This is a genomic window from Streptomyces sp. NPDC001927 (genome assembly GCF_053594455.1).
This window is the reverse complement of the sequence record NZ_JBSFEN010000004.1, coordinates 14,810-30,958: the sequence shown is the minus strand read 5'-3', so window position 1 is coordinate 30,958 and position 16,149 is coordinate 14,810. Positions and strand designations below refer to the sequence as shown.

Below are 16,149 nucleotides of genomic sequence, written 5' to 3'. Positions count from 1 at the left end.
CTCATCGACCCGCGGGACCCGTGCCGAAGTCGGAGGTGTCACCCGCGTCGTCGTTGCCGACGAGCCAGGGTCCGTTGGTGGTGGCGTTGCGCGGCTTGAGCGTGAAGGAGACACGGTGCGTCTCGCCCCGCGCCCGGGAGGCATCGGCCCCGGCCTCGACGACCCAGGCCTTGACCTTGGCCCCGCCCTTCACCTCCTTGCGGAGTTCGATCGTGAACTCCATCTCGATGTCCCCCACTTCGAAGGCCACGGGCTTCCCGGTGGCCCGGCCGGCGGCCTCGATCAGCTGATCGCGTACGGACTCGATGGCGTCGGCGAGTTCTATGTCGGTCATGATCGTGAAGGTATCGGAGGAGGGCAGCTCACGTTTCGGGTTCCACGGCGGGCGGGAGGTGCTCGATGCCGGTGAACCGAGCGCCGTCGGCCGAGAGGGTGACGAGCTTCTCCAGGGGCGCGAGAGGAGCCAGATCGTGGACGGAATCGGAGCCTAGGCCCCCGATGATGAGATGGACCAGATCGGGGAAGGTGCGGCCGATCACGTCAACGTGCAAGGACGTGCCTTCGCTCTGCAGGTAGAGCTCTGTGGTCGGCAGGCTCAGCTCGTCCGGCACCTCTCGAAGGGCCGCGTCGGGTACCGAGAGCACGGTGAGCAGGGGGAGTTCGGCCAGTACCCGCCAGTCCTCGGAGGTCATCCGGAGAGCAGGTTGTACGGTGAGGCCCTTGAGCCCGGTCAGCCGACGGAGGGCGTCGAAGCCTCCGTCCGGGCGTACTTCCAGCAAGAGCGACTCCAGCTCTTCGCCGACGGGCAGGGAGTCGAGCGTTCGGGCGATCCCGCCGTGGAGGAGCAGGCTCTTGGCGCTGCCGAGCACGTCGCTCAGCAGGTCCACCCCGTGCGGGGTGAGCCGGCCGCGGAGTTCGAGGCCCTCCGGACGCAGCCCGAGGCGCAGGATGTCGGCGGCGTTCTCGTCGGTCATGACCGTGAAGTTGAGGTCCGACGTGTCCAGCCGGGCGATGATCTCGTCGGCGTAGGCGGAGGAGTCGAAACGGTTCCATCCCCACATGAGTTGGGAGCGGACCAGGAGGTACGGGTGGCGGGTGAACTGCCGCAGGTACGGCAGCGCCGCGTCGTCCGTAATGTGCGTGGCCGTGATCACCACCGCCAATGCGGCGCCGTAGTCCAGGTCCTCCGGCCCCGGCAGCAGGTTCAGGACCGCCCGACCCACCGACGCCAGCTCCCGCGCCTCCTCCGGCCCGGACGGCGGGATGATCGCCGCCGTCCGGCGTAGGACCCGATCCCGGATCTCCGGTGCCACCTCCGTCGCGTGGTCGAGGGCGGTCGCCGCCACGACCAGGATCCGCAGCCGGGTCCGGCGGTCCGGCGCCGCGTCGACCGCGTGCAGCAACTCCTCGAAGATCTCGACGCATTCGCGCGGGCGCGCGTGGCCGACGGCCATACGGATGACGTCCTCCCACTGGTCGTCGGCCGCGTGCTGGGCCAGGACGCCGATGTCCCAGCGGTCCACGAGGGCCTTCGCCGCGAGGTAGTCCTGGAAGGTGCGGTGCACGAAGTCGACCGTGTCGGCGGTCGGTTCGCGGAGCAGGCCGCTGCGGTGGAGGAGGTGGGTGAAGACCGCGTCCGGGTCGTAACCGGCCGCCTCGGTGATGGCCGGCACTGTTTCTCGTACGACCGACTCCGCGTGCGAACGGTCGATCGTCGTGCGGCCGTTGAGCGTCAGCCAGTACGCGATGCGCTGGATCAGCTGGATCTGCGGGGCCTCGCCCAGCTCGATCCCGTACGGCGTCCTCATGTCCCGCTCGCGGTCCCGGCGGGCGAGGAGCATCGACAGGGCTGCGTCGTAGAGCGCCTTCCGGCCGCGCGGAAGGAAGCCCCGGCGGCTGCGGTGCAGGGCGCAGATCAGACCGCACATGAGGGGGTTGGTGGCGAGCTGGGCGACCTCGGAGGTGGTCCGCAGGGCGTCGAGGAGGGGCTGCTCGTACCGTTCGGCCTCCGTGCCGGCCGCCATGTGCCAGCGGCGTACGAAGGTGGTGACCTCGGCGGTCGACATCGGGGCGAGGGTCATCTCGGCGAAGCTGTCGGCGGCCAGCCAGTCGTCGCCTACGGCGGTGGGCCGGGAGGTGACGAGCCAGCGGTTGCCCTCGTAGGAGTCGAGCAGGTCGCGGAGCCAGCGGCGAGCGCGCTCGCGCTCCGCCTCGGGGATCTCGTCGATGCCGTCGACGAGGACCAGGCCGCGCCCGGCGGCGAGGACCCGGTCCGCCCAGCCCTCGGGCGGCGAGAGCGGGCAGTCGACGGCGGAGAGGAAGCGGTCCGGGGTGGGGAGCCGCTCGCCGTGGCGGGTGAGGGTACGGAGGGGGAGGACGAAGGGGATGCGGTCGCGGAGGTACGCCATGTCGTCCGCGAGGTCCGCGCGGGTGGCCGAGACGGCCAGCCATTGGACGAGCGTCGTCTTCCCTGACCCGGCGAGACCGCGGAGCAGGACTTTGTCGTGCCGGGCGAGGGCCTGGTCGGCGGTGCCTCCCCTGAGATGGGCGCCATTGGTCAGCACGAAGGTGCCGTACTCGTCCATGACCCACGTGTAGGGGCCGTCCGGCAGCCGGTCGGCGTGGGAGACCGCGCGGGAGAAGGCGGAGCCCGCGATCCCGGCCGATGGGCGGGCACCCTGCTCGCTCGGGCCGGCAGGCCGCCTTCTGGCCTCGGACCTCACCACGAACTCAGGCGTCCTCACCTCCAGCGACAGATACGCCACGTCCAGCGGCCACTTCTCCGGAGCCCCCTCCAGGTCCACCCCATAGATCTGAAGGCTCCCGTGCTTCCTCGCGACATACGCCAGGTACCGCCGCTCGAACTCCGCGTCCCGCGCGTCCACCCGGGGCGTGCGCCGGATGACCTCGTCGACCTTGGCGTTCAGCTCCGCCTGCCCGCGGGTCTGCTCGACCAGCGCGCGGGGCACGAAGGTGGAGCGCTGGGTGAAGAACTCCAGGATGTGGACGCAGGCCCACTCCGTCAGCGAGCCGAGGAAGTGGACGGAGTCCGTCGACAGGCCGTCCGGGGCCGGGGCCGCCGCGCGCAGGCGCTTGGCAAGGGCCGCGGTGCCCAGGTGGACGGCCTGGACGTCGTCCATGTCGAGGTCGCCGAGCGCGAGCAGGGTCGCGGCCAGGGTGTCGGTGAGGGCCTCGGTCTCGTCCGCCGGGAACGGCGGCTCGCCGGGGCCCGCCACCGCGCGCTCGACGAGCGTCGCCGCGAGCTTGCGGACGTCCTTCTCCGTCAGCGTGCGCTTCTCGCCGCGGAAGGAGACCAGCCCCGAGAGCCGGATGCGCCGGGCCGGGCCCGGCAGGCCGGCTCCCGGACCGTCGCTGACCAGCAGTTTCTTCAGGATCGGGGCCATCGCCGCGGAGGCGAGGCGCGTGCCGATGACTGACGGATCCATTGGTGTCCCCCCTTGGTGCCCGACGGCGTCAGCGTAGTCCCGGACGTGATCCAGAAGGCCTCGGTTGCGTGACCCAGGTCCCATTGGCGGGGGCGGCGCCGTGACAAGGCGCACAGGCGTTTCGAGGGGTACTAGACGGAATAGTGGTGGCGTTTGGTGCCCTTTCGGGACGTTCAGGGCGCCGACCCCGGGACTTTGGTCCCGAGGCCACCCGAACCGTGCGCGGAGGGGCCTGATGGACGGTTTCTGGCGAGTCCGACGTGCGGATAAACCAGTTCTCTTGTGTCGGTATGTCCGATTTCGAAGGCGCGGCCCCGGCTGGTCAAGGGCTGAACTTCCCCGCCCGCCGCTACGACGCAATGTCGTAGATGGGGTGGTTTACGCCGGATGGGGGTCCGGGTTACCAAGGATGAGCAAGCCCGCCCGGCGCACTGCTCGCGTCGGGTCCCTTTCTGTCCGGAGGTTTTCCCCCGTATGTCGAAGCGCGTTATGAACCCCGCCGCCCGAGTCACCGCCGTCGCTCTCGCCACCGCGGGTCTGGGAGTGTCGCTGGTCGCCGGAGCAGGGTCCGCCTTCGCCGCCGAGGGCAAGGCCCCGATCGCGACTGCCGCGACCGGTGCGTCCGCTGCCGTCGCCGCGCAGGCCGACGCCCAGGCTCACGCCGCCACCGCCCAGCTCGCGGCCGCCCAGAAGGCCGCCGCCGCGAAGAAGGCGGCCGTCGCCAAGGTGGTCAAGGTCAAGGCCGCTCCGGTCGCCGCCAAGAAGGCCCCCTCCTGGGTCAAGCCGGTCGGCGGCTACACCCTGAGCGCCAGCTTCAACCAGGGCGGCGCCATGTGGGCCCACAAGCACTCCGGCCAGGACTTCGCCGTCCCGACCGGCACCCCGGTCAAGGCCGCCGGCGCCGGCACCGTCGTGAAGGCCGGCCCGAACGGCGGCGGCGACGGCCCCGCGTACGGCAACGCCATCGTCGTCAAGCACGCCAACGGCAAGTACTCGCAGTACGCGCACCTGTCGAAGATCCAGGTCCACGTCGGCCAGAAGGTCGGCGCCGGCCAGAAGATCGCCCTGTCCGGCAACACCGGCAACTCTTCCGGCCCGCACCTGCACTTCGAGATCCGTACGACCCCGAACTACGGCTCCGCCCTCAACCCGGCCGCGTTCCTGCGTTCGGTGGGCGTCACCATCTGACATACAGACTGTGATCAGGCGTGATGCGCCTGGCTCAGCAGATCGAGGGCGACCTCGAGGACGGCTTCGTGCTTCTCCTCGGTGTCGCCCTCGACGTTCTGCATGAAGAAGGTGCCCGCGTGCAGCGTGAAGATCGCGCTCACGCACCGCACCCGGTCGACCATCGCGAAGTCCGGCTCCTGCACCAGGCCCGTCAGCTCGATCATGCGTTCCTTGAACGTGAGGCCGATGCTGAGCTCCCGTACCGTGGCCTGGTTCTCCTGCATGAAGCGGAAGAGCGGGGCCGCGTCGAGGAGTGCGTGCTGGTAGCGGCGCAGTACCTCCTGGCGGGTCTCCAGCGTGCGCGGCTGCGTCCGCGCCCACTCGATCAGCTCGTCCATGGGACGGGTGAGGTCCTGGAAGAGCCCGATGAGGATGTCTTCCTTTGTCTTGAAGTGGTAGTACAGCGCCGCCTTCGTGACGTCGAGACGCTCGGCGATCTCCCGCAGTGAGGTCTTCTCGTACCCCTGTTCGGCGAAGAGTTCGAGCGCCACGTCCTGGATGCGCTGGCGGGTGTTGCCTCTGGCCATGGTCTGCTCGCTCCCACACGCTCTTACTTACTTGACGCCCGGCTAGTTACGGGTCTACCTTCCCCAGTGTAGTAACTAGCCGGTCGGCAAGTAAGCACCCCGGCGGGCGTCGGGAGCAGGGGACACGGGAGCAGCGGACGACATGACCACCACACCTGAAGCCAAGACGGCGCCGGAGGCGGAGCAGCCGCGCAGCGTCCGCGTCGTCCTCCTCGCCCTGATGATCGCGATGCTGCTCGCGATGCTCGACAACATGATCATCGGCACCGCGATGCCGACCATCGTCGGCGAGCTCGGCGGCCTCGCGCACCTCTCCTGGGTCGTGACCGCCTACACCCTGGCCACCGCCGCCTCCACCCCGATCTGGGGCAAGCTCGGCGACATGTTCGGGCGCAAGAGCGTCTTCCTCACCTCGATCGTGATCTTCCTGGTCGGCTCGGCGCTCAGCGGCATGGCCCAGGACATGGGCCAGCTCATCGGCTTCCGCGCCGTCCAGGGCCTGGGCGCCGGCGGTCTGATGGTCGGCGTCATGGCGATCATCGGCGACCTGATCCCGCCCCGTGAGCGCGGCAAGTACCAGGGCATGATGGCCGGCGTGATGGCCCTCGCCATGATCGGCGGACCGCTGGTCGGCGGCACCATCACCGACCACTGGGGCTGGCGCTGGTCCTTCTACATCAACCTGCCGCTCGGCGCCGTCGCCCTCGCGATGGTCACCGCCGTGCTCCACCTGCCGAAGAAGGAGCGCGACCGCTCCACCCGGATCGACTTCCTCGGCGCCGGGCTACTGACCGTCGGCATCACCGCGATCGTCCTGGTCACCACCTGGGGCGGTACGGAGTACGCCTGGGGCTCCGCGACCATCGTCGGCCTCTCGGTCACCGGTGTCCTCGCGCTCGCCGCGTTCCTCTGGGCCGAGACCCGCGCGGCCGACCCGGTCGTCCCGCTGCACATCTTCCGCAGCCGCAACTTCACCCTCATGTCGGTGATCGGCTTCCTCACCGGCTTCGTGATGTTCGGCGCGGTCCTCTTCCTGCCGCTCTTCCAGCAGTCCGTCCAGGGCGCCTCCGCGACCAACTCCGGCCTGCTGCTCCTGCCGATGCTCCTCGCGATGATGGTCGTCTCGCTGATCTCCGGCCGGATCACCACCAACAGCGGCAAGTACAAGATCTTCCCGATCATCGGTACGGCCCTGATGGTGATCGGCCTGTTCCTGCTCGCGCAGATGGACACCGACACCTCCCGCCTGACCTCCGGCGTCTACATGGCGGTGCTCGGCGCCGGCATGGGCTTCCTGATGCAGATCACGATGCTCGTCGCGCAGAACAGCGTCGAGATGAAGGACATGGGCGTCGCCTCCTCCTCGACCACGCTCTTCCGCACCCTCGGCTCCTCCTTCGGCGTCGCGATCATGGGCGCGCTCTTCACGAGCCGGGTCCAGGACGAGATGGCGTCGCGCGGCGGCTCGGAGCTGACCCAGCAGTCCGCCCAGCTCGACGCGGCCTCCCTCGCGAAGTTGCCGGAGGCGCTGCGCGAGGCGTACCAGCACGCGGTGGCCGCCGGTACGCACTCGGCCTTCCTGGTCGGCGCGGCGATCGCGGTCGTCGGCTTCGTCCTCGCCTTCCTGGTCAAGGAGGTCGCCCTGCGCGGCGCCGGACCGGAGGCGAAGAAGCCGCAGGCGACGGACGGCGAGCAGGCGAAGGTCGCCGAGACGGTCTGACGAAGGCTGTATGTAGGGGAGGGCCCCGGCGCACCACAGGTGCCGGGGCCCTCTCCCGTATCTACAGCTCTCAGTCCGCGAAGTTGATCATCGGGAAGCTCCCCGTGTTCGTCGGAGCGTGGTCCGGCAGCCAGAGCACCGCGATCGCGCCCCCCGCCCCCCGGGGAGTGCCCTCCGGAGCCGCGTTGCGGAACGTCAGCCGGGCCCCGAGGACCCGGGCCTGCCCCGCCGCGATCGTCAGGCCGAGCCCGTGGCCGTGCCCCGCGCGGTCGCTCGCACCGGTACGGAACCGGCTCGGGCCCTCGCGCAGCAGCGCCTCGGGGAAGCCGGGGCCGTGGTCCCGGACCCGTACCACCCGGCCCTCGACCGTGACCTCGACCGGCCGCGCGGGCCCGTCCGCCCCCGCCGGGGGCTTGCCGTGCTTGGCCGCGTTGGCGAGCAGGTTGCCGAGGATCCGCTCCAGGCGCCGCGGGTCCGTGCTCACCCAGGACTCGTGCACCACGTGCACGACCGCCTCCGGGTCGAGCGCCCGCACCCGGCGCTCCACGAACTCCCCGAGGGCGATCTCCTGGAGCTCGGCGCGCTCCGAGGCGCTGTCGAGGCGGGCGACCTCCAGGACGTCCTCGACCAGCGTGCGCATGGCCTGCGCCCGGTCCCGTACGAGCTCGGTGGGGCGCCCCGGAGGCAGCAGCTCCGCCGCCGTGAGCAGACCGGTCACCGGGGTGCGCAGCTCGTGCGCGATGTCGGCGGTGACCCGGCGCTCGGCCTCGATCCGTTCCTGGAGCGCGTCGGTCAGGGCGTCGACCGCGCGGGCCAGCTCGTCGGTCTCGTCGCGGACGACTCCGCCGATCGCGTCCCGTACCCGTACGTCCGTATTGCCCTGCGCGACCCGGCCGGCCGCGGCGGCGGCCTTGCGGAGCCGGCGCGAGAGCTGGCCGCCGATGAGCACACCGAGCGCGCAGCCGCCGAAGACGACCGAGACGGAGCCGATGATCAGGGCGCGGTCGAGATCCTTCATGATCGCCGCGCTGCGGTCGGCGAACGGGATGTGCAGGGACAGCACGTCGCCGTTGGCGAGCGGCACGGCCGCCCAGACGTCCGGCGGACCGCCGTGGCTGTGCTCCTGGACGAACGTGCCGCGCCGCTTGTCGCGCATCAGCTGGTCGAGCTGGGGCGGCAGCATCGGGTCGTTGATCTTGGTGCCGAACCGGGGCTCCTTCGGCTTGGAGCTCTCGTACATCCGCTGCGCGAAGAGGAGCCGCTCCATCTGTACCTCGCGCGCGTTGTCGAGCATCGAGACGCGCGCCGAGTTGTGGACGACCAGGCTGAGCGTGACGGCGATGAGCGCGCCGACGGCCGCGATGGCGACGGCGATCTTCCAGCGCACACCGGTACGGAGGGCCGGCGGCCTCACCTGCCGACCTGCTTCTCACACATCGGCGGAGGTCATCCCGTGAGTCATCCCCTGAGTCATCCCTTGAGCTTGTAGCCGAAGCCGCGGACCGTCTCGATCCGGTCCTGGCCGATCTTGGTGCGCAGCCGCTGCACATGGACGTCCACCACCCGGGTGTCGCCGCCCCAGCCGTAGTCCCAGACCCGCTCCAGGAGCTTGTCCCGCGACAGGACCGTGCCCGGCGCGGACGAGAACTCGAGCAGCAGCCGCATCTCCGTCGGCGTCAGACCCACGGGCGCGCCGCCCCTGCGGACCTCCATGCCCTCGGTGTCGACCTCCAGGTCCCCGAAGACCAGCAGGCCGCCCTCCGGCCCGTCGTCCTCGCCCGCGTCGCCGGCCGCCGGGCCGCCGGCGTGGCCGAAGCGGCGCAGCACGGCCCGGATCCGGGCCACGAGCACGGAACCGTCGAAGGGCTTGGTCACATAGTCGTCGGCCCCGGCCTCCAGGCCCAGGACGACGTCGATGGAGTCGGCGCGCGCGGAGAGCATGATCACGGGCACGGTCGACTCGTCGCGGATGCGGCGGCACAGGCTCACGCCGTCCATGCCTGGCAGCATCACGTCGAGCAGCGCGATGTCGGGGCGGTCCGCCCGGAACGCCTCCAGGCCCGACAGGCCGTCGGGCATGGCGGTCACCACGAAGCCGTCCCGCTCCAGCGCCAGCTGGGTGGCTTCGCGGATGACGTCGTCGTCCTCGACGAACAGCACATGGGTCTCGGCCATCGCGCGCCCTCTCACTTCACGTTCTCGTCCCACCGCGGCTCTTGTTCCACCGCGGTCTTGTTCCACCGCAGCTCTCGTTCAACCGGGCTCTCGTTCAGCCGCCGCTCGGCACGGGCGTCGGCGGGACGTCGAGCCCCCCGTCGCCGACCGCGCGGCTGTAGTCGTTGTGCACCCAGTCGTGCTGGGTGAACTTGCTGCCCGACCAGCGGTACGTGATCACGTCCTCGCCGGAGGGGTAGGCCACCGGGTCGCCCTTCGCGTACACCTGCTTGGTCACGACCAGGTCGCCCCGGTCGATCGTGGCGTACACGGCCGCGTCCTCGACCATGTAGACGTTCTTGTAGCCGTCGCCGTTCTCGCGGTACACGAACGTGCCGATACCGACGGCGTCACCGCAGGTCATCACGTTGACGACGACATCGGGCGAGGTCCCGTTCGTCAGGTTCCCGTACGAGGTGTCCACGGGGTACTGGTCGGCGACGCAGGGCTTCAGATCGTCCTTCAGCCGCGAGCCGATCTTCGGGTCGGCCTTGAGCAGCGCGATCGGGTCGACCCGCTTGGCGGGCATCTGACCGGAGGAGGGAGAGGGGGAGGTCGGCGCGGGGACGGCCGAGGCCACCTCGTCCGTACGGGCGGCGCCCTCGTCCCGGGAGCCCGTACCGCCGGTGGAGCAGGCGGTCATGAGCACGGCGACGGCGGCGAGCACGGCCACCGCCGTGATGCTCGCCGCCGTGAAGGTCCGGCGGCGCGGGCCGCCGGACCCGTCGTCGCCGTCGATTCTGGCGCCTAGGCCGCGCACCGGTCCTGCCCCCGTTCGTGACGTCGTACGGTCGAGCGCTCCAGAGCACGGGCGTCCTCGACGCCACGGCTCTCCAGTTCCTGACGCAGTCGGGCCAGGGCGCGGTGGAGCGTGGACTTCACCGTACCCGTCGACATGCCGAGCGCGGCGGCCGTCTCCTCCGTGCTCATCTGTTCCCAGTGCCGCAGGACGACGACGCTGCGCTGCTTCGGGGCGAGCACCTTGAGGATGTCCATGAGGAGCGCGCGGTCCGCGTGCTGCTCGGTGGCGTCGTCGACGGACGCGTCGGGCAGCTGCTCGGTGGGGACCTCGTCGAGCTTGCGCGCCCGCCACCACTCGGTCCGGGTGTTGATCATCACCCGGCGGAGGTAGGCGTCGGCGAGCGACTTGTCCGCGATGCCGTCCCAGCGGCCGTACGTCCGGACGAGAGCGGTCTGGAGGAGGTCCTGGGCGTCGACCGGGTCGGGCACGAGCCGGCGGGCACTGCGCAGCAGCGCGTCCTGCCGAGTCCGTACGTACTCCTCGAAGTCGAGCACCTCGCCGTGCGACATACCGACCGCCTCCATCCCCGTGACCAGCTCGTTTGCTTGACGTCGATGACGCTACGGAGCTGTTGTCACGAGGTTGTGCGCCCCAGCCGTCGGCGGACGCACGGCTGTCCATCGGTTGTGTAACAGGGCGCTGGAGTGGGTATAGGGCGGGGCTTGCCCGGCCCGGACTCGGCCTGCGCCCGGCCCGCGCGGAGGCACGGGCCGCTCCGGCCTCACCCCTGCGGCAGGCGGTACTCCGCGTTCTCCAGGGGCTCCACCAGGCCGTCCGCGACCAGGCCGTCGAGGGCGCGGGCGCGCTGCACCGGCTCGTCCCAGACCGCGTCGAGAGCGGCCTGTGACACAGGGCCCGCCGAGTCCCGCAGCACGGCGAGCAGGCGGCCGCGCACCTGGCGGTCGGTGCCCGCGTACGTCTGTCCGCGCCGGGGCGGCCCGTCGTGGGCGGGCTTTCCGGCCAGTCGCCACGCGCACCGGTCGGCGATCGGGCACCGCGCGCAGTCCTCGTTCTTCGCCGTGCACACCAGCGCGCCCAGCTCCATCGAGGCCGCCGCCCAGCGCGCCGCCGTGCCCTCGTCCTCGGGGAGCAGCTCCCGGGCGAGCCTGCGTTCGGCGGCGGTCGTGGCGTTCGGCGGGTACTGCACGCCGGTCGCCGCCCGCGCGAAGACCCGGCGCACGTTCGTGTCGAGGACCGGATACCGCTGCCCGTACGCGAACGAGGCCACCGCCGCCGCCGTGTACTCCCCGATCCCGGGCAGCGCGAGCAGCGCCGCGTGCTCGCGCGGCACATCGCCGCCGTGCCGCTCCGTTATGGCCACCGCCGCCGCGTGCAGCCGCAGCGCACGGCGCGGGTAGCCGAGCCGGCCCCAGGCGCGGACGGCCTCGCCGGGCGCGTCGGCGGCCAGGTCGGCCGGGCGCGGCCAGCGCGCCAGCCACTGCTCGTACACCGGCAGGACCCGGACGACCGGGGTCTGCTGGAGCATGAACTCGCTGACCATCACGGACCACGCCCCCGCCTCGGGGCGCCGCCAGGGCAGGTCGCGGGCGTGCCGGTCGAACCAGGCGAGGACGGGCCCGTGCAGCGCGGCGGGCGCCGCGCCGGCCGGGGCTTCGAACGCGGTCGACCCGGAGGCCGCCACGGCGGTGGAAACGGCGGTGGAAACGGCTGTGGACGCGGGGGAGGAGGCATCGGTGGAAGTCATCGCCCTCCGATCCTGGCACGTCCGGCACACGTCCGACGCCCGCCCCACGCGCGTTCAGTACGCGCCGTGGCGTACGCCCCCGGGGCGCGGGGGGGCATGCGAGCGCGGCCCGCGCCCCGCGCACCACACCACGGCGCCGTTCCGGCTCGATCGCGCCGTCTCCACCAGCGCCCGGACCGGCCGGTTCGCCCCCTTGACGACCAGGAACGCGACCGCCCCGCCGACCAGCAGGCCGACGACCACGTCGTGCGGGTAGTGGACGCCCACGAAGACCCGGGAGAACGCCATGAGCAGCGCCATCGGCACGGTCAGCCACACGAGCCCGCGCCAGGACAGCGCGAGCGCCACGGCCGCCGCCCCCGCGATGGCGGCGTGGTTGCTGGGGAAGGACCAGTCGCCGGTCGGCGGGCACGGTACGAGCGAGGCGGGCGCGCCGACGACCGCCCGGCACGGACGCTCCTCGTCCACCACCGACTTGAGCGCCTCGCTCACCACGTAACCGAAGGCCGTCGCGAGCGGGGCGAGCAGCGCGAGCGCCATCGCGCCGCCCGGCGCGGACCTGGCGCGCCACCAGCCGGCCAGGAACAGCACGCCGAAGAGGAGCAGCCCGGCCTCCGTCCACACCTCGGCGAGCAGCCGGAACCAGTGCGGGGTCGCGTGGGCGAAGTCCGTGACGTCGCGATAGAGATCGTCGGAGACGGTGTCGAGGGTGTCCATGGCAGGCGACGCTAGGCGCCGGCCGATGCCCGCCACCCGGGCCGAAGGACCACGACCACCCCTGACGAAAGTGGGGGGGATGTGATCATCGGCAAAACTTGATGCCTGGGGCGGCGGGTGGGGCGGGAGTTGGCGCCGATCTCTCGTAAGGTTCGTGGCGTGGGATCACTGCGCAATCCGGTCGGGCCGCTTCCCTCCTCCATCTACTGGCGACGGAGGGCGGTCGCGCTGTGCCTGATCGCCCTCGTGGCACTGGTCGCCCTCTGGGCCGTCACCTCCGGTGGCGGCGGCGGGAAGAAGGGCAACGACGCCGCCAACGGCTCTTCTCCCGCGCCCTCGATCACCCCCGGGCCGTCCGGCTCCGGTCCCGCGATCAGCCAACACCCGGGCGGCCGCGACGAGTCGGGCGACTCCGGTGACAACTCCGGTGGCGACGGCGGTGCGGACGCGGGGGCGAGCGCCGGTACGAGCACGGGCGCGGACGCCGGCACCGAGGGCGGCGGCAAGAACGGCGACACCGACGGCGGGGGCGGCGACGGCGCGGGTACGGGCGCGGGACAGCAGGTTCCGGCCAATTCTCCGCTGCCGAACTGCGCCCCCGGCGCACTCCAGTTGACCCTGCGCAGCGCCAAGGTCTCGTACGCGCCGGGCGAGAAGCCGCGCTTCCAGCTGGTCGCCAAGAACACCTCGGCCACCGAGTGCAAGGCCGATTTCGGCCCGAAGAGCTCGGTCCTGACGATCAGTGACAACAAGGACGACGAGGTCTGGTCCTCACAGGACTGCCCGCGCCCGGCCGACGCCGTCCTGCTCCGGATCCCGGCGGGCTCCACGATCACGCACACCGTGGAGTGGGACCGCGCCCGCAGCGCCCCGCAGTGCGCCACGCCCCCGGCGGGCCCGGTGGGGCCGGGAACGTACCTGGCGGAGGCGGCCGTGCCGGGCGTGAAGGTGACTCCGGCCGTGTTCACGCTGGCGAAGGACTGACGCCACGCGGAAGGGGCGGTACGGGATCCGATCCCGTACCGCCCCTTCCGCGTGCTGTGCGTGCGCTTAGGCGTGCGCGCTCCTAGACGTACCGCTCCAGGATCGAGGACTCCGCGAGTCGGGAGAGGCCCTCGCGGACGCTGCGCGCCCGCGCCTCGCCGACGCCGTCGACGGTCTGGAGGTCGTCGACGCTGGCCGCGAGCAGCTTCTGCAGGCCGCCGAAGTGCTCCACGAGCCGCTCGATGATCGCGCCGGGCAGCCGCGGGACCTTGGCGAGGAGCCGGTAGCCGCGCGGGGAGACCGCGGAGTCGAGGGTCTCGGGGGAGCCGCTGTAGCCCAGGGCGCGGGCCACGATGGGCAGTTCGAGCAGCTCGGCGTGGGAGAGCGCGTCGAGCTCGGTGAGCGCCTCCGCGACCGTGCGCGAGCGCTTGGCCGTCGGCTCCGGCACGTAGTCCCGGACGACGAGCTCGCGCTCGGGCTCCACGCCCGCGATCAACTCGTCCAGCTGGAGCGAGAGAAGCCGGCCGTCGGTGCCGAGCTCGACGACGTACTCGGCGATCTCGGTGGCGATCCGGCGGACCATCTCCAGGCGCTGGGCGACGGCCGTGACGTCCCGGACGGTCACCAGGTCCTCGATCTCCAGGGCGGAGAGCGTGCCGGCGACCTCGTCGAGCCGGAGCTTGTACCGCTCCAGGGTCGCGAGCGCCTGGTTGGCCCGGGAGAGGATCGCGGCGGACTCCTCCAGGACGCGGCGCTCACCGTTCACGTAGATCGCGATGAGCCGCATCGACTGGGAGACCGAGACGACCGGGAAGTTGCACTGCTTGGAGACCCGGTCCGCCGTGCGGTGGCGGGTGCCGGTCTCCTCGGTGTGGATGGAGGCGTCCGGAACGAGCTGGACACCGGCCCGGTGGATCTTGGAGATGTCCTTGTCGAGGACGAGCCCGCCGTCGAGCTTGCACAGCTCACGCAGGCGCGTCGCCGTGAACTCCACGTCGAGCACGAAGCCGCCGGTGCACATCGAGTCCACCGTCTTGTCCATGCCGAGCACGATCAGACCACCGGTGTTGCCCCGCAGAACGCGCTCGAGGCCGTCACGCAGTGCGGTGCCGGGAGCGACCGCGCTGAGGGCCGCGCGCATCAGCGCTTCGTTCCCGTCCTTGGCTGCCACTGCTCTCCTCCGGCTCGTACGGATGGGCGAGACCAGGGCAAAGTCTAGCGACACCGCCCCGCGCGGGATTCGCACACCGTTTGCACCCGTCCGTCAGGACCCCTCCGCGGGCCGCCTTCCCCGCGGCAGCACCCTCAGCGCGTCGCCCATGTCGGCCACCTCCGTGACCTTCATTCCCGCCGGGATCTTCCCCGGATCGGTGGGAACCAATGCGTGGGTGAAGCCCAGGCGGTGCGCCTCCGCGAGCCGCCGCTGCACGCCCGTCACGCGCCGGACCTCGCCCGCGAGGCCCACCTCGCCGATCGCGACGAGGTTCTTCGGGAGGGGCGTGTCGCTGGCGGCGGAGGCCAGCGCGAGCGCGATGGCCAGGTCGGCGGCGGGCTCGGAGAGCTTCACACCGCCCACCGTCGCCGAGTAGATGTCCCGCTTGCCGAGGGCGGTGATCCGGCCGCGCTGCTCCAGGACGGCCAGCATCATCGAGACCCGGGAGGTCTCCAGGCCCGAGGTGGTCCGCCGGGGCGAGGGGATCTGGGAGTCGACGGTCAGCGCCTGCACCTCGGCCACCAGCGGCCGGCGGCCCTCCAGGGTGACCGTCAGACAGGTGCCGGGCACGGCCACGTCGCGCCGGGTCAGGAAGAGGCCCGAGGGGTCGGCCAGGCCCGTGATGCCCTCGTCGTGCAGCTCGAAGCAGCCGACCTCGTCCGTCGCCCCGTACCGGTTCTTCACGCCGCGAACCAGGCGCAGGCGCGCGTGCCGGTCGCCCTCGAAGCTCAGGACGACGTCGACCAGGTGCTCCAGGAGGCGGGGCCCCGCGATGGCGCCGTCCTTGGTGACATGGCCGACGAGGAGCGTGGACATGCCCCGCTCCTTGGAGGCCCGGATCAGCGCCCCGGCGACCTCGCGCACCTGGGCCATGCCGCCCGGCGCCCCGTCGATCTCCGGGGAGGCGACGGTCTGCACCGAGTCCATGATCAGCAGGGACGGCTTCACGGCGTCGAGGTGCCCGAGGACGGCGGACAGGTCCGTCTCGGCGGCCAGGTACAGGTGCTCGCTCAGCGCGTTGATCCGGTCGGCCCGCATCCGGACCTGGCTCGCGGACTCCTCACCGGTCACGTACAGCGTGCGGTGCTCGTCGCTGGCCGCCTTCGCGGCGACGTCGAGCAGCAGCGTGGACTTGCCGACTCCGGGCTCGCCCGCGAGCAGGACGACCGCGCCGGGCACCAGTCCGCCGCCCAGGACCCGGTCCAGCTCGTCCACGCCCGTGGAGCGCGCGGTGGCCTGGCGGCCGTCGACCTGGCCGATGGGGAGCGCGGCGGTGGAGACCCGGCCGGCGGCGGTGGTGCGGACGGCGGGCGCGCCGTACTCCTCGACCGTCCCCCAGGCCTGGCACTCGGGGCAACGGCCGAGCCATTTGGCGGTCGTCCAACCGCACTCGGTGCAGCGGTAGGACGGCCGGTCCTTGGCGGATTTCGTACGGGCAGCCATGCGCCACACCGTAGCCGCCCCCACTGACAGCGGACGCGGAGCCGGGAGCGGGGGCGGTCCGGCGGCGGTCCCACGCCGCCCTCGCGGCCGCGGAATGCCGTGTTCGTGTCCCCTTTTGAGGGATACCTTCACCCGTAAGGATTAAAAG

14 protein-coding genes are annotated in these 16,149 nt (G+C 71.7%); 3 read left to right on the top strand and 11 right to left on the bottom strand.

Annotation, left to right across the window (positions count from 1 at the left end; genetic code table 11):
* Window position 1: 1 nt before the first annotated feature.
* Entirely contained in the window at window positions 2-334 is a 333-nt protein-coding gene (locus ACWCO8_RS10645; RefSeq protein WP_451031954.1) for a trypco2 family protein, read from the bottom strand.
* A gap of 28 nt (window positions 335-362) precedes the next feature.
* Complete coding sequence (locus tag ACWCO8_RS10640; RefSeq protein ID WP_451031953.1) at window positions 363-3,446, bottom strand: NACHT domain-containing protein; 3,084 nt, start codon at window positions 3,444-3,446, stop codon at window positions 363-365.
* 474 nt (window positions 3,447-3,920) lie between these two features.
* Here ACWCO8_RS10640 and ACWCO8_RS10635 point away from each other — a divergent pair, with 474 nt between their 5' ends.
* Window positions 3,921-4,634 carry a M23 family metallopeptidase gene (locus tag ACWCO8_RS10635; RefSeq protein WP_362015680.1) on the top strand — a complete coding sequence of 238 codons (714 nt, stop codon included), beginning with the start codon at window positions 3,921-3,923 and terminating at the stop codon, window positions 4,632-4,634.
* Window positions 4,635-4,648: 14 nt separating this feature from the next.
* Here the strand turns inward: ACWCO8_RS10635 and ACWCO8_RS10630 are convergent, their stop codons facing one another.
* Window positions 4,649-5,203, bottom strand: a complete 555-nt coding sequence (locus tag ACWCO8_RS10630) for a TetR/AcrR family transcriptional regulator (RefSeq protein ID WP_362015678.1) — start codon at window positions 5,201-5,203, stop codon at window positions 4,649-4,651.
* 142 nt (window positions 5,204-5,345) lie between these two features.
* Here ACWCO8_RS10630 and ACWCO8_RS10625 point away from each other — a divergent pair, with 142 nt between their 5' ends.
* The gene (locus ACWCO8_RS10625; protein WP_451031952.1) at window positions 5,346-6,923 is read left to right on the top strand and encodes an MDR family MFS transporter; all 1,578 of its coding nucleotides are present in this window, start codon (window positions 5,346-5,348) and stop codon (window positions 6,921-6,923) included.
* A gap of 70 nt (window positions 6,924-6,993) precedes the next feature.
* On the opposite strand, the gene cseC is transcribed toward ACWCO8_RS10625, so the two are convergent.
* From cseC to ACWCO8_RS10595, 6 genes are all read right to left on the bottom strand, one after another.
* The gene (gene cseC / locus ACWCO8_RS10620; protein WP_362015673.1) at window positions 6,994-8,337 is read right to left on the bottom strand and encodes a two-component system sensor histidine kinase CseC; all 1,344 of its coding nucleotides are present in this window, start codon (window positions 8,335-8,337) and stop codon (window positions 6,994-6,996) included.
* Window positions 8,338-8,393: 56 nt separating this feature from the next.
* Complete coding sequence (cseB, locus tag ACWCO8_RS10615) at window positions 8,394-9,098, bottom strand: two-component system response regulator CseB (RefSeq protein ID WP_451031951.1); 705 nt, start codon at window positions 9,096-9,098, stop codon at window positions 8,394-8,396.
* Between the two features lie 94 nt (window positions 9,099-9,192).
* Complete coding sequence (locus ACWCO8_RS10610) at window positions 9,193-9,897, bottom strand: hypothetical protein (protein ID WP_451031950.1); 705 nt, start codon at window positions 9,895-9,897, stop codon at window positions 9,193-9,195.
* Window positions 9,885-10,448: a SigE family RNA polymerase sigma factor gene (locus tag ACWCO8_RS10605; RefSeq protein ID WP_362015665.1), complete on the bottom strand. Its 564-nt coding sequence runs from the start codon at window positions 10,446-10,448 to the stop codon at window positions 9,885-9,887. Before ACWCO8_RS10605 ends, ACWCO8_RS10610 begins: the two co-directional genes overlap by 13 nt.
* Window positions 10,449-10,660: 212 nt before the next feature.
* Window positions 10,661-11,644 (bottom strand): A/G-specific adenine glycosylase, encoded by a 984-nt coding sequence (locus ACWCO8_RS10600; protein WP_451031949.1) that lies wholly within the window; start codon window positions 11,642-11,644, stop codon window positions 10,661-10,663.
* A gap of 54 nt (window positions 11,645-11,698) precedes the next feature.
* The gene (locus tag ACWCO8_RS10595; protein WP_451031948.1) at window positions 11,699-12,361 is read right to left on the bottom strand and encodes a phosphatase PAP2 family protein; all 663 of its coding nucleotides are present in this window, start codon (window positions 12,359-12,361) and stop codon (window positions 11,699-11,701) included.
* A 159-nt stretch (window positions 12,362-12,520) separates the two neighbouring features.
* Between ACWCO8_RS10595 and ACWCO8_RS10590 the strand changes: the two genes are divergently transcribed.
* Window positions 12,521-13,345 (top strand): hypothetical protein, encoded by an 825-nt coding sequence (locus ACWCO8_RS10590; RefSeq protein WP_451031947.1) that lies wholly within the window; start codon window positions 12,521-12,523, stop codon window positions 13,343-13,345.
* An 82-nt stretch (window positions 13,346-13,427) separates the two neighbouring features.
* On the opposite strand, the gene disA is transcribed toward ACWCO8_RS10590, so the two are convergent.
* Both disA and radA read right to left on the bottom strand, forming a co-directional pair.
* Window positions 13,428-14,486, bottom strand: coding sequence for a DNA integrity scanning diadenylate cyclase DisA (gene disA, locus ACWCO8_RS10585; protein ID WP_362015852.1), 1,059 nt, complete (start codon window positions 14,484-14,486; stop codon window positions 13,428-13,430).
* A 123-nt stretch (window positions 14,487-14,609) separates the two neighbouring features.
* Window positions 14,610-16,001, bottom strand: a complete 1,392-nt coding sequence (radA, locus tag ACWCO8_RS10580) for a DNA repair protein RadA (protein ID WP_362015654.1) — start codon at window positions 15,999-16,001, stop codon at window positions 14,610-14,612.
* Window positions 16,002-16,149 lie beyond the last annotated feature (148 nt).

Coding starts and splice junctions, on each gene's coding strand:
- ACWCO8_RS10595 (WP_451031948.1), bottom strand. CDS start 12,361: ATGGACACCCTCGACACCGTCTCCGACGATCTCTATCGCGACGTCACG.
- disA (WP_362015852.1), bottom strand. CDS start 14,486: ATGCGCGCGGCCCTCAGCGCGGTCGCTCCCGGCACCGCACTGCGTGAC.
- ACWCO8_RS10600 (WP_451031949.1), bottom strand. CDS start 11,644: ATGACTTCCACCGATGCCTCCTCCCCCGCGTCCACAGCCGTTTCCACC.
- ACWCO8_RS10630 (WP_362015678.1), bottom strand. CDS start 5,203: ATGGCCAGAGGCAACACCCGCCAGCGCATCCAGGACGTGGCGCTCGAA.
- cseB (WP_451031951.1), bottom strand. CDS start 9,098: ATGGCCGAGACCCATGTGCTGTTCGTCGAGGACGACGACGTCATCCGC.
- ACWCO8_RS10625 (WP_451031952.1), top strand. CDS start 5,346: ATGACCACCACACCTGAAGCCAAGACGGCGCCGGAGGCGGAGCAGCCG.
- ACWCO8_RS10645 (WP_451031954.1), bottom strand. CDS start 334: ATGACCGACATAGAACTCGCCGACGCCATCGAGTCCGTACGCGATCAG.
- radA (WP_362015654.1), bottom strand. CDS start 16,001: ATGGCTGCCCGTACGAAATCCGCCAAGGACCGGCCGTCCTACCGCTGC.
- ACWCO8_RS10635 (WP_362015680.1), top strand. CDS start 3,921: ATGTCGAAGCGCGTTATGAACCCCGCCGCCCGAGTCACCGCCGTCGCT.
- ACWCO8_RS10605 (WP_362015665.1), bottom strand. CDS start 10,448: ATGTCGCACGGCGAGGTGCTCGACTTCGAGGAGTACGTACGGACTCGG.
- ACWCO8_RS10640 (WP_451031953.1), bottom strand. CDS start 3,446: ATGGATCCGTCAGTCATCGGCACGCGCCTCGCCTCCGCGGCGATGGCC.